Source organism: Scytonema millei VB511283 (genome assembly GCF_000817735.3).
In the GTDB taxonomy this organism is placed as follows: domain Bacteria; phylum Cyanobacteriota; class Cyanobacteriia; order Cyanobacteriales; family Chroococcidiopsidaceae; genus Chroococcidiopsis; species Chroococcidiopsis millei_B.
The window spans coordinates 25251-37898 of sequence record NZ_JTJC03000003.1; the positions used below are offsets into that span (position 1 = coordinate 25251).

General features: G+C 42.7%; 12 protein-coding genes. 3 read left to right on the plus strand and 9 right to left on the minus strand.

Going from position 1 to position 12648, the window contains the following annotated elements:
- Window positions 1-15: 15 nt before the first annotated feature.
- The 3 genes from QH73_RS11850 to QH73_RS11860 all read right to left on the minus strand — a co-directional run bounded on the left by QH73_RS11850 (window position 16) and on the right by QH73_RS11860 (window position 2173).
- Complete coding sequence (locus QH73_RS11850; RefSeq protein WP_039714164.1) at window positions 16-1113, minus strand: Get3/ArsA fold putative tail anchor-mediating ATPase NosAFP; 1098 nt, start codon at window positions 1111-1113, stop codon at window positions 16-18.
- A gap of 213 nt (window positions 1114-1326) precedes the next feature.
- On the minus strand, window positions 1327-1473 hold the full coding sequence (locus QH73_RS11855; protein ID WP_132866975.1) for a DUF454 family protein: 147 nt from the start codon (window positions 1471-1473) through the stop codon (window positions 1327-1329).
- A gap of 478 nt (window positions 1474-1951) precedes the next feature.
- Entirely contained in the window at window positions 1952-2173 is a 222-nt protein-coding gene (locus QH73_RS11860) for a hypothetical protein (RefSeq protein ID WP_039714165.1), read from the minus strand.
- A 553-nt stretch (window positions 2174-2726) separates the two neighbouring features.
- On the opposite strand from QH73_RS11860, the gene QH73_RS11865 reads away from it, so the two are divergent.
- Window positions 2727-5588, plus strand: a complete 2862-nt coding sequence (locus QH73_RS11865; RefSeq protein ID WP_039714166.1) for a cation-translocating P-type ATPase — start codon at window positions 2727-2729, stop codon at window positions 5586-5588.
- 94 nt (window positions 5589-5682) lie between these two features.
- Complete coding sequence (locus tag QH73_RS11870; RefSeq protein ID WP_165587679.1) at window positions 5683-5850, plus strand: hypothetical protein; 168 nt, start codon at window positions 5683-5685, stop codon at window positions 5848-5850.
- 203 nt (window positions 5851-6053) lie between these two features.
- On the opposite strand, the gene QH73_RS11875 is transcribed toward QH73_RS11870, so the two are convergent.
- The 6 genes from QH73_RS11875 to QH73_RS11900 form a co-directional block, all read right to left on the minus strand.
- A complete protein-coding gene (locus QH73_RS11875) occupies window positions 6054-6287 on the minus strand; it encodes a hypothetical protein (RefSeq protein ID WP_039714168.1) in 234 nt (77 codons plus the stop codon).
- 101 nt (window positions 6288-6388) lie between these two features.
- Window positions 6389-7489: a calcium/proton exchanger gene (gene cax / locus QH73_RS11880; RefSeq protein WP_039714169.1), complete on the minus strand. Its 1101-nt coding sequence runs from the start codon at window positions 7487-7489 to the stop codon at window positions 6389-6391.
- A gap of 866 nt (window positions 7490-8355) precedes the next feature.
- Complete coding sequence (locus QH73_RS11885; RefSeq protein ID WP_015155676.1) at window positions 8356-8559, minus strand: Nif11-like leader peptide family natural product precursor; 204 nt, start codon at window positions 8557-8559, stop codon at window positions 8356-8358.
- A complete protein-coding gene (locus QH73_RS11890; protein ID WP_132866976.1) occupies window positions 8556-8777 on the minus strand; it encodes a hypothetical protein in 222 nt (73 codons plus the stop codon). The genes QH73_RS11885 and QH73_RS11890 overlap by 4 nt, the downstream gene beginning before the upstream one ends.
- 150 nt (window positions 8778-8927) lie before the next feature.
- Complete coding sequence (locus QH73_RS11895) at window positions 8928-9263, minus strand: hypothetical protein (protein ID WP_039714170.1); 336 nt, start codon at window positions 9261-9263, stop codon at window positions 8928-8930.
- Window positions 9264-9815: 552 nt separating this feature from the next.
- Window positions 9816-9992 (minus strand): hypothetical protein, encoded by a 177-nt coding sequence (locus QH73_RS11900; protein WP_165587680.1) that lies wholly within the window; start codon window positions 9990-9992, stop codon window positions 9816-9818.
- 879 nt (window positions 9993-10871) lie between these two features.
- Here QH73_RS11900 and QH73_RS11905 point away from each other — a divergent pair.
- A complete protein-coding gene (locus QH73_RS11905; protein WP_052289849.1) occupies window positions 10872-11924 on the plus strand; it encodes a DUF3102 domain-containing protein in 1053 nt (350 codons plus the stop codon).
- Window positions 11925-12648: the final 724 nt, after the last annotated feature.

The window sequence follows — 12648 nt, forward strand, 5'->3', positions numbered from 1 at the left end:
CATGACGAATCGCGTTTAAAAAGAAATTACTAAATACGGTTCCTCAAATTTACCAGATTGTACAGATTTTCCTTTCAACTCTGGTGGTAAGACAATCTGTCGCCTTTGGTCGCCAGCTTCAACGACAATTTCTGTACCAGACTGCGTTAACTTAACTTGTTTTTTATGAAATCCTGGTAAAAAAACGCAGACTTGGCGCTGAATGAGGCCGATTTTGAGTGGTGGTGTCACGGAAATACTAGCATTAAAATCTGGTAATGCTTCAAGAATTGTCTCCCAATTCCGCTCCTGCAAACTAGAGATATGATGCACAGTTAATGGAGCAAAAGCCGACTGTATGGCTTCTCTACTTAAATCGCGCTCTTGATAAGCTAAAACCCCGCTGACGGTGAGGTTAATTTGTTGGGCGCTACCCCACCACCAGCGAGTATCGGCGATCGCTTCTGGTGTATCGTTAGTCACGAGATAAGCTGTTAACTGACTTGCATCGTTAGCTACTGCAACTCCTTGCTCGATCCAATGCTGAATTTGAGCCAGTCCTTCTTGCATTTTCTGGCGATCGATATTAGCGTTAAGAATTGCCGCAGCCAATGGACCACCAATTGAATTAGCAATCTCACTAATATCTATATCTGCAAATATTTGGTGAAAGCGCCGAAAATACCAATCCAAAGCACTAGGAATCCCTAGCATACGCAGTATCTCTAAATTTTCCCGACCGCTATAAATAATGACATCATAGCTACCACTTTGATAGTATTGTCGTAGGGCATTAAAAGTTAAAAAACTATCAAATCCAGGTAGTATAATTAATTCGGCGGGATAGATTTGTTCGGAAAAAGAATCTGGTAAATAGGTAGAAACAAGTTTTTTGACTTCATCCCAAGCCTGTTCTAACAGTACAGTTGTTTGTAACTGTACGACTTGCAAATGGCTCTCAACGCTTTGAGGATGCGTACTTAAAGAAGTTTCTAAAAGTAGCTCCGTACTCGGATTAACATAGGTAGCCAATAAAACTCTTTTACCTTGTCGGGCAAACCACTTCGCAGTAGCAATTGCTAGTATCGTCCGTTCTCTAGATCCATCGCCCAGAAATGTAATTATTCTGCTCATTGAATCAATCCCATTGCTAATTAGGGAATCGTAAGGGCGAGCTTACCAAAGATTTGCTAGGTGCAGATGATTGAAGTCGCCCTTACGAAATGAGGGAGTCGTAAGAGTGCGTCGCGCGAAAACTTCACAGCAAATAAGTAACTTAGTTCAACCCTCCCCTACACAATTAAGGTAAGAGATAACTAATAACCGATAACTAATAACTGACTCAACTTACTGTTCGATCGCACCGAAACAAGCTGCTGCTACTAATAAGAAGGGAGTACCAGGAATCAAAGGTAATAAAACACCAATGACACCTATACCCACGCAGATTGTACCCGCAGTAATTAAAGCTGCGTTCTTGATTTGCTTGAGCATATTAACTTGAGCGATAACTTGATAATTTCAGTCTAGTAATCTTCAGTCTTGTAGTTTTTACACTACCATGCGATAGTTACTACTGTGCATCAAAATTGCAAAAGATAGCAATAATCTTTACTCTTCTTATCATTATCTTGCTTGAGTTTGCTCTATAAAGTTTGCGTTTAGCAAGCGATGTCTACTATGGCGATTCTATTTGAGTCATGAACCGATCGTTGTGGTGGTTGACGGTTAACAGTTGACAGTTAACCGTCAACCGTCAACCAGCAATATTCCAGATTCACAAATCATTTAGGCTCGCTATATCAGCCTTCTTTTCTGAAAAGAACAGAAAATCAAAGACAGAATAATTCGTATTTCGATCCCTCATTAGAGTCATAAAATACTCATAAGACTGTCATTAGCTTGTCTCACATGGCAAATGACCAATAACGAGATTGGTCTTTCACAAATGACACATGACAAATGACAGTAATTAATGCTGTTCGTAACAAGGAAGGTGAGTTGAATTATTTTGGCGATCGAGATCGCCGCTAGTTATGTGCGTATCCGTCGTAAAAAAGGCACTAAGAATTGTTTCTAGTCCTTCACTATAGTCTACTTCCCGATCTAAACAAAACTGCTTAAAGCGGCGTGCTACATCTTTTCGCACATGACCTCTGATTTGCACGTAGTTCCGATCGTCTTTTTTTCCCACAGCTCTTCTCAATCAGATTATAATTTTTGCCAAGCGCTGAAATCGAGCCAAATCTAATGTGTATACGTACCTGCGTCAGCGATTAATTTAAACTAATGGTTTGCATATAAAAATACCATCTCCTAAGCATTAAAGGTTATCTTTCATCGTAAAGTATTACGAATAAAACATAAAAGGTTTAAATGTTCAGTTTTACCTAACGTTACATTAACTTATAGTAATCAATGTAACTTTTTACAGTGAGTAGTGGGAAGCCGTAAGAATAGTTTTTTTCTAGTTTCTAAACTCGTGTCGTTAGATCGCAACTTTGCATTTGTGCGAAGTTGCAAATTTATCGAATGGCAAATCTATCAAATTGATAAGTTTGTTCCTATGGCGATGCAACCAAGCACCCAAGGGACGTAGTGAGTCATTAGATGAGAATCCTTCACGACTCACGACTCACTCTTGTCGATCCAAGTTCACACTACTTAACCATGCTAAGGGTATGCAAGGCATATAGTTAAATGATATAGGTTGTAAGAGCATTCCTGAGTTTTTGAGAAGTAAAATAATGTCTTCAAGCACTGGCACAGACTTAGCAGTGGCTAAGCCTGCCGGAGAGTCTTACGCTTGGCATACTCTGGAAGCTGAGAGAGCCACAGATGTTCTCCAGAGCGATCGCACCTCCGGCTTAACTTCCGCTGAAGTTAAAGAAAGACTACAACGCTACGGTTTCAACGAATTACAAGAAACAGGAGGACGTAGTGGTTGGGAAATCCTCCTAGACCAATTCAAAAACATCATGTTGCTGATGTTGATAGCAGTTGCCGTCATTTCAGCAATTTTAGATGTGTTCGGTACAAAACAACCAGGAGAAATACCGTTTAAAGACGCGATCGCGATTGGCGTAGTGGTCGTTCTGAACGGATTACTAGGCTATATCCAAGAAAGTCGCGCAGAAAAGGCTTTAGCAGCCTTAAAGGGCTTATCTTCGCCCAAAGTGCGAGTTCTGCGTGACGGCAAAACCGTGGAAGTCGATTCTAAAGAATTGGTTCCAGGGGACGTGATGTTACTGGAAGCGGGGGTGAAAGTTTCCGCTGACGGTCGCCTGTTAGAAGTTGCAAATCTGCAAATTCGGGAAGCCGCCTTGACAGGGGAGGCTCACGCCGTCAACAAACAAGCTACACTCCAGCTACCAGATGATACCGTATTAGGCGATCGCGTCAATATGGTTTACGAAGGTACGGAGGTCGTCCAAGGGCGAGGAACAGTCCTCGTCACGGGGACGGGAATGAAGACTGAACTAGGGAAAATTGCTACAGCACTGCAATCGGTAGAAGCCGAACCCACGCCGTTACAAAAACGGATGGCGCAGCTAGGCAATACCCTAGTCACGGGGGCGATGATTCTAGTACTGTTGGTGGTGGGATTAGGAATGCTCCACACGCCAACCATGAGTAATTTCGAGAACCTCGTGAAAGTCTCGCTCAGTATGGCGGTTGCTGTCGTTCCCGAAGGGCTACCTGCCGTGATCACCGTTACCCTGGCGTTGGGAACTCAGCGGATGGTGAAGCGCAATGCTCTAATTCGCAAACTGCCAGCTGTAGAAACCCTGGGTAGCGTCACCACAATTTGCTCTGATAAAACAGGGACGCTGACTCAAAATAAAATGGTCGTCCAGGCAGTTGCAACAGCTAGCAACTCTCTGCGAGTTACGGGCGAAGGATACGACCCGATTGGCGAGTTTCGCCACCAAGATAGAGTCGTCTCAGCGCAAGACCAACCGGAACTGCAAGCCTTACTCTTAGCTTGCGTACTTTGCAACGATGCCATATTACAAAGAGATAAAGGCGAGTGGACGATCCTTGGAGATCCGACCGAAGGAGCGCTGTTGTCTTTAGCTGGTAAAGCAGGGCTAGAAAAAGACCAACAATCGAGCTGGTTTCCCCGAGTCGCAGAGTTTCCGTTCTCCTCAGAACGCAAGCGCATGAGCGTGATGGTAACGGGACAAGAACAGCATAACGGACACGGGTTATCCCTTACCCCTTACCCCTTACCCCTTACCCCTTACTTAATGTTCACCAAAGGTTCGCCCGAACTGACTTTAGAGCGTTGCACTCATATTCAAACGGGCGATCGCATTGAACCACTGACAAACGAGTTACGGTTAAACATCCTCGACCGGAACAACCAGTATGCCAGTAAGGGGTTACGAGTTCTAGGCTTTGCCTACAAAGCCATTGCAAGTATTCCCCCAGAGGGTTCGGAAGAAACCTCAGAAAACGATTTAACTTGGTTGGGCTTAGTGGGAATGTTAGATGCACCCCGTCCCGAAGTCCGCGAAGCCGTGGCTAAGTGCCGCACTGCTGGTATCCGTCCCGTGATGATTACGGGCGATCACCAACTGACTGCTCAAGCGGTAGCTGAGGATCTAGGGATTGCTCACCCAGGAGATTTAGTACTGACAGGGCGAGAGCTGGAAAAATTGAGTATGCCAGAACTTGAGGCACACGTCGATCGCGTCAGCGTCTACGCCCGCGTCTCGCCAGAGCATAAATTACAGATCGTCCAAGCGCTACAACACCAAAACCAAATTGTTGCCATGACAGGGGATGGAGTCAACGATGCTCCCGCCCTCAAACAGGCAGATATTGGCGTAGCAATGGGCATTACAGGTACGGATGTCAGTAAAGAAGCTAGCGATATGGTGTTGTTAGACGACAACTTTTCCACAATCGTCTCGGCGACAGAAGAAGGACGAGTTGTTTACATCAACATCCGTCGCTTTATTAGATACATTCTAGGTAGTAACTTAGGAGAGGTTTTAACTATTGCTTCAGCACCATTACTAGGTTTGGGAGGAGTACCGCTTTCACCGTTGCAAATTCTCTGGATGAATTTAGTGACAGATGGAATTCCGGCGCTAGCTCTGGCTGTCGAACCAGGTAGACCAATTGTCATGCAACAACCGCCCAAAAATCCCAAAGAAAACATCTTTGCGCGAGGACTGGGTTCGTACATGATTCGGATCGGGATTATCCTCGCCATCGTGACGATTCTACTAATGGTCTGGGCTTATCACCATTCTCAGGCAGTTCAGGGCGGTGGATTGGACGCAGACCGCTGGAAAACAATGGTATTTACTACCCTGTGTCTAGCGCAAATGGGACATGCGATCGCGATTCGTTCTAACACTCGTTTAGCGATTCAAGTCGATCCGTTCTCTAATCCCTATATTCTGATTTCAGTCGTCTTGACCACTCTTTTACAACTACTGCTAATCTATGTTCCACCGCTGCGTAGTTTCTTCAGCACCCATTACATCCCACCCATAGAACTGCTGATTTGTTTCGGCTTCAGTTCCTTGGTATTTGTTTGGATTGAGCTAGAGAAGCTATTCATCCGTTGGCAAAGATCTCGGCAGCATAGTTAGTTGACGGTTAACGGTTAACAGTTAACCGTTAACGGTTGACCGTTGCCCTTCTTCCTTACCCTTACTTCTGCTTATGACTTGGTTAATCTCATTTGTGACTGAAACTTTGGTTGAAGCGCTCGCGGTCTGGATTGCGGAATTAGCGATCGCCGCGATCGCGGAATGGTTGCGAGAGGCGATCGCCGTGACTCTGGTTGAATGGATGCGAGAGGCTGTATCTCAGCTTATCGCTTTACTGAGCAGCCACAGAGCTTATTCTTAAAACCGCGATCGTCTTTATTCCCTCCCGCTCCCAGGGAGGGAATTTTGTGCGAGACACGAAATAGAGACGCAAAATTGTGCGTCTCTACTGATGGTTCACAGTTTTCGATTCAGGGTAAGTAGGGGCGCACAGCTGTGCGCCCCTACAGAGCGTGTGTGCGCCCCTACAGAGCGTGTGTGCGCCCCTACAGAGCGTGTATCTTGTTATTTTTGACTCGTGTACTGAGCCTGGTTAGGCGAACAATTGTTCTCATTTGCGTTGGATGGCACTACTCCAGCAACACTGGCAACTTTGACACACGAACGCTCTGCTTGCCAAACTTGCCACTGATGCGAGGAAAAGTCAATTCCAAGCAGTAACAGTAGAAAAGCCAAGGGACCAACTGCAAGAGCGATCGCGGTCTTACGTACGTTAAAAAAGTCTGGATGTTCGATCATGATTACCTCTGTTTAATTAGGGAGTAGGGAGTAGGAAAGACAAGGGAGAATTCTGAATTAATTGCTCGCTGACAACTGATAACTGATAACTGACAACTGATTCAGTCATGTAGGTAAAAAGCCGTTAATAGCATTGTGTAGGTCATCAGCAACAATACGCCCTCTAGCCAATTAGACTTACCATCTGTGCTAACTGAGTTTGTCATCAGTACAGCTACACCAACTGCTAAAACTGCAAATGTATCAAAGGCTAAATTCATCGGTTGCCCCATTGCTTGTCCCAACAAGACTAACGCTGGAGCTACAAACATGGCGATCTGCAAGCTAGAACCGAGGGCGATGGAAATAGACAGATCGATTTTTTGCTTCGCGGCACACATTCCACAGGTAATAATTTCTACTGCTGAACCGAAGATCGGCAGTAGCATGACACCTGTAAATAGACTAGTCAGACCGAGACTAGAGACAGCTTCTTGCAAACTATCAACCAGGACTTCAGAAACAAATAACAGCGCGACTGTAAAACCTAAGAGCAAACCAACATGTATCCACAGATCGTATTTTTGTCCTGTAGCTTCGCTACCATAGCTCTCAGGTTCGGCATCTTCCTCTAACTCATACATATATCTATGAGTTTTCATCGAGAAAAATAGCATCATGGCGTAAAAGCCTAATAGCAGTACAGATGCTACTAGAGAAAAATGATTAGCATTGGCGAGTTGATGGCTAGAACTCGTCGTAAACTTGAGCGCTACGGGCATCAAGATAAATACAACTGCCAGATTGAGCGAACCAGAATTGATCCGCGCTACAGTCGTTCGCTTGATGTTGTGCTGAAAATCTAGCCTTTTGAAGCTCAAGCCGTCTAAGATAAATGCGAATCCTAGACCTAATAAAAGGTTGGCAATAATCGAGCCAACTAAACTCGCTTTGACCACCTCAACCATACCTGCTTGCAGGGCAACGATTGAGACGACTATTTCAGTGACGTTACCAAAGGTGACGTTGAGTAGACCACCCAGAAACGAACCAATTTTGTTAGCGATCGCCTCTGTAAAGTTAGCAATCCATGCTGCTAAAGGAATAATTGCTAAGCCTGCTGTAGCAAAAACAACTAATGGTGGTAAACCAAGTTGCCTAAACAGCAGCGCCAAAGGGACGAACACAAGCATACGTAACAAAAACGCATCCTTGCGCGACATCGTTCGGCGCGACACCACTTTCCCCGCAGTGGGTCTTTCTGGTTTTGTTGATATTGACATTATTCCGGCTCCAAAAGTCTGTTGTGCTTTGGAGGGGATGGGGCAATCTCACATACCTATCCTGCGGAGATTGCTTGGCTGCTTTTCAAGCGACACCCAGCCCAACCTCGTTCCATGTAAGGGTGAGTTACTAATTCTTAGTAAACCTATCTACAGCCGTTTTCAATTACCACACACCTAAACGAGAGACTGATGTTGTGCAACAGTCATCTCCATAATTCATCTCCTAGCTTGTAGAACAGGTTTTTCAATCGAGACAGTATGGCACTGCCATTGCTGTTCAGTACCGTCAACTAGAGCGACACTTGATTGGGATATTGGATATTTGAATGAATTAAGAATCTGCGATCGACCCGAAGGTAATGATGCAGCTTTGAAACTCTAAATGCACTTGACTTTAAATGTACAATAAACTCGTTAGAAAAATCTAAAATTTTTGTTAAGTACAGATAAAGAAAAATAATTCTCCTTCTTATAGATACAGGTAAAAAAGCTGCTAACTTTGACTCTACTAGACTTTGCGCCAATGCAGCAAATCCCCTAAAAGTTTTCAGGACAAGCTTTATCTGAGAGCAAACTATCTGAAATATCTAAACTTATGTAAAACAGTGTGAGGTCAAGATTGATAGATTTTCAAATTTTCAGATGTCAATTTTTTAACTATATAAAGTGAGAAATTCTAAACATAACTTGCTTGCAATTTATGCAATTCGCAAGTTATGTAATTTACAAAGTCGCAACCTTTAAATATATTCGGAGTATAAACTGAGGGATTGGCAAAAATTCGATCCCTCAGCCTCTAGCATTTATAAGAACTGCTGAGCGATCGCCAGCAGATTTTGAGATATGTATGCTTTGACTTCGCTGTAAGTGAAGCTATAGCCGTTCTGTTTGCCTAGTTCCACTGCTAGATTTAAAAAACTTTCGCGATCGCCTGACTGTTTCAGTTTTTCTTTGAGCGACGAGTCTTGCAATACCAGTTGATGAAACTGTTCTATTTGTTTTGTCATTGGTCATTGGTCATCGATTGTGAATTAAGAGTGGTAGGGGCGGGTTTAGCAAGCATATTCACCGTTCTCAGCGGAAATCTTGAGTCAAAACCCACCCTTACACAAGCAGGTTTAGCAACCACATTCACCGTTCTCAGCGGAAATCTTGAGTCAAAACCCACCCTTACACAAGCAGGTTTAGCAACCACATTCACCTCCAAGCGAAAATCTTGAGTCAAAACCCACCCTTACAGCAGCAGGTTTAGCAACCACATTCACCTCCAAGCGGAAATCTTGAGTTAAAACCCGCCCTTAGACAAGCAGAGAGTCATTACAAATTTGGAATTCGGAATTCCGAATTCCGAATTCCATTGTCTCCCAGTCTTTTCTTAGCCGATTTCCACTTGATGCGGAATTGAACTCTGTTCGGGCTTGGCTTTACTCTTTTTCAAGTCAGTTCTGGCTTCCGCCACCAAGTCCTGGAAAGATTCTGATGCTTCAGCGACGGTATTTTGAGCCTTGTCATAAGCATCTAACATCCAGACCATACCCGTTTTCGCTAAAGATTTGGATGACTCTGACAAAGAATTACCTACAGCTGAATTAGATCCTCCCATAGCAGAACCTACGACACCCACTACGGGCGCTAGGGCTAATGCTCCCAAACCAATTCCTGCTGCTGTTAACGGTTCCAGTCCTAGCAATAAAGCTTCTAGTTCAAGCATATTGATTCAGTTTCCAAAAAAGAACAATTGCAACTCGTACTGGATGTAACGACTACATCATGCATATCGTGGGAAGCGATCGCGCCAAAGCTATTTTATTTGTTACTTGTTATCTGCTATTTGCCTAGATCGATGACCGATAGCAGAAAACTAATAACCGATAGCTGCTAATCGCTCTGAGTGCGGAAGATAGTCGTTATACCTGAAATTGGGCGACAAGAACAAAATGCATTTGCACTCAATCAAACTCTGTCACCCTACATAGCTTTTAAAACTTAATTTTGATGATAGCAGGAATAATACAAATCTAATTGAACGATTTCAAAGTTTTTTAAAAAAGTTAATTTTACCTGAGTTCACGTTTTAGCAATAATTCTTGGTTTAATTTAATTTATCTTAAAAATATGTTATTGAAAAGTAAATATTGCACTTGAGCGATCGAGAAAATTCAAAAGCAATTCAAATATTTGAACTGTTCAATAACTTTAAATGTGGACAATGTACTCCGTTCTTCAGCTCCAGATTACGCATAGCTTACTCGTGTTTCTCGCTCTATTCATTTTGCAGCTCGATCTCGTCTAAGCCTTGATAAACGAGGATTTCGTCGTACTCTTCCGAGCGATCGGCTCTATAGCTAACAACAACTTTTAGTCCGCGATCTTTTAAAACTTCTACCAATTCACTAAACTTATCTGGTCTAGTATAAATCTTAAACATTACTGCTTCCATGTGACTTTGCCTCCTTTTTTATTTAGTTTATAAATTGATTTGTTTAACGAGTAATCCAACTAAAGTCAGAGATGCTAACTCCATAAACTAGTAGTTTGGCAAAGCTAATGAATGAGTTAAAGCTAAATTATTGTTTTTAATTTTGTTCTGCTTATGATTGAGTTTTTTATAATTAACATGTAAGCCCGCTTTATCAGACAATTATTTAATTATCGAATAAATTTGCCGATTTGAGAGATATTGACACACTAAAATCTGTTGTTTTTTTTGATTATGTGGATTGAATTTTATATATGTAGCTGCCTAGCGTAAAATTCTCCAAGCCTCTAGAAGTAAGCGCCACAAGCTCGCTCTCATCCAAAATATATCCTCTAAGCCACCTAAGTTATCACTGCTTGCGATCGAATATATTAGTAAAATAAATGCATAAAATTTAAGTCAGCGATTTATACTAAAATCTAAATAAAGTCTTAAAAGCAAACTTGACTAGTCAAAGCAACTCTTATAGTAACGATAGAGTGAGACCTAGTACGTTTTCTTCCCGAAGTGTTGGCTGAACAAAACAATTAGCAATAAAATTTCTAAAACTTTATGTTTCTCTCCCACACTGTAAGTAGGCTTTTTTGTCTGTATCTCTACTCGGGCGATCGCCTGACTTGGCGAAGTCGCTGCAATCTAGCAAGAATAGTCCCCACTCAGCGATTCAAAGCCGTTTAGTTAGAGTTCTTAATTGCGAAATTGCAACTATGCCTATTATGAATATAATGGTCGTGATGGGAAGTAACATACGCCTGTCCAAAGGTAGAGGTAACAAAACTTTCCTTAAAGTAAAAGAGATAAATATCTGGCAAAACTATATTAGAATCAGGTCTTAACACAATGAATAGAATGCCAGTCTCAGCGATCGACACGACTCGAAAAGAGTTTAATTATACAGAGCTAGAAGTAGAAATCTCTCAGTTCGTACAGCAGCAAACGGGAGAAATCCAAGCTCTAGTAAAACGGACTGCCCAAGATATTATTGAAATCGGGCAGAAGCTTAATGCGGTAAAAGACAAACTAAAGCACGGACGCTTCATTGATTGGATTGAGGCAGAATTTCATTGGAGCTATCCAACTGCGGCGAGATTCATGCAAGTTGCCGATCGCTTTGGCAGCCAAATCTATCAAATTGATAAATTTGCTCCGTCGGCAATGTACGAGTTAGCAGCACCGTCAACTTCAAAACAAGCCATAGAAGAAGCGATCGCCCTAGCTGCATCCGGGGAAAGCATTACCTACTCGAAAGCGAAAGCACTCAAAAAAAAATATAAGGTTTCTTCGGCAAAGCCAAAGTTAGAAGCTCAATCCACAATTAGCGAAACCGATCCAAGCAGTCATCAGGCACGTTTGCCGCAATCACTGCTATTATCCTCACAACAAGTAGACATCATTGAAACAAAGCCTAACACTGTAGAGCGTCTATCCCTAAATGCGGCAAGTCGGAAAAGTTCAACTAGCCATAGCCAGCCAGAAGTTTGCTGGCACTTAGCCAAAGATCACATTTTATATTGCGACGAGCCAAATTCTCCTGCACTCCGTCAACGGCTGCCAGAAAAGCTAAAACTTCTGCTTGCTTTTCCGCCAGTTCCCAATTGGCAGACAGATATTCCCGCAGATACGCGGATCATTGCCACGCGATATTTACCTAAAGGAAAGAATTCCGAACTACTGGAAAACACTTTAGAAGCATTGCTCGATCTCTATACGGAAGTGGGAGAGACGGTAGCAATTTGTTATTTGCCTTTTCCTAAAATCTTAGATGTTTTGAATCGATTTGAACGGCGAGGAATCTTGGTAGAGCCAGATCGCCAGCAAGTACATGAGATCGTTTCTTACTGGAAGAAAGGCTGGAAGAAAGGTGAGACAAAAGTGAAAGAAGTGAGTTTGTGAAAGAAGTCAGAAGTTAGAAGTCAGTATTCAGGAGATAGAAGTTAAATTAGCTAACGTTACGTGAAGCAAAAGTTACAAAAAAGCATTAAAAATGGCGAAATTTCAGGATATTTTTAGCTTTACTTAACATAACGCATCTGAGAAACGAGAAGATTCTCAGAAATTCTGTGGCGTGAGTGAGGGCGATCGCCAAACAAATTCCGCTGAACTCTCAGCAATGCGATCGCCTAAAAGCTAATCAAATTAAAGCTATAACTTTTTCAAACGCGGTATCAAACCAATAACTAATGCAGGCTTGAGAGTCGAATCAATCGATTTAATTGTGGTTTACAAAAGTTTTCTGTTTATTCTGGAAATTTCATAGTAAGCTTTAGAAGAACTCTAAATGCACTCGCTGTAGCACTGTAAAGCTGAACTATAACGCGAGGTCAATGTCTGATTTTTGTCGATCGCCCATATTTTCTATTCGTCCTGGTGAGCTGACGGATCGGGGCAGCATCCAGTTGTTATCAACTGCGAATACCTCAGTTAGTAGAGGTTTCAGCTTGACATCTACAAGGTCTAAAAATTACCCATACAGCTTATATCTAGCAAGTCATGCCTCACAATTGTGTGGTTTGGTATGCGGGCAGTCGTAGTGAATTGCGGATTTTACCGCCCCATTCATGAGCAAGCCGCAGCAAACTCAGTATTGCAGGCTAAATGCAAGGTATTAGCCAGGGTT

What these genes read in the sequence shown, in the direction of transcription:
- QH73_RS11850 (WP_039714164.1), bottom strand. Translation starts at nt 1,113, where the DNA reads ATGAGCAGAATAATTACATTTCTGGGCGATGGATCTAGAGAACGGACG.
- QH73_RS11885 (WP_015155676.1), bottom strand. Translation starts at nt 8,559, where the DNA reads ATGACAAAACAAATAGAACAGTTTCATCAACTGGTATTGCAAGACTCG.
- QH73_RS11895 (WP_039714170.1), bottom strand. Translation starts at nt 9,263, where the DNA reads ATGCTTGAACTAGAAGCTTTATTGCTAGGACTGGAACCGTTAACAGCA.
- QH73_RS11905 (WP_052289849.1), top strand. Translation starts at nt 10,872, where the DNA reads ATGAATAGAATGCCAGTCTCAGCGATCGACACGACTCGAAAAGAGTTT.
- QH73_RS11875 (WP_039714168.1), bottom strand. Translation starts at nt 6,287, where the DNA reads ATGATCGAACATCCAGACTTTTTTAACGTACGTAAGACCGCGATCGCT.
- QH73_RS11865 (WP_039714166.1), top strand. Translation starts at nt 2,727, where the DNA reads ATGTCTTCAAGCACTGGCACAGACTTAGCAGTGGCTAAGCCTGCCGGA.
- QH73_RS11900 (WP_165587680.1), bottom strand. Translation starts at nt 9,992, where the DNA reads ATGGAAGCAGTAATGTTTAAGATTTATACTAGACCAGATAAGTTTAGT.
- cax (WP_039714169.1), bottom strand. Translation starts at nt 7,489, where the DNA reads ATGTCGCGCAAGGATGCGTTTTTGTTACGTATGCTTGTGTTCGTCCCT.
- QH73_RS11855 (WP_132866975.1), bottom strand. Translation starts at nt 1,473, where the DNA reads ATGCTCAAGCAAATCAAGAACGCAGCTTTAATTACTGCGGGTACAATC.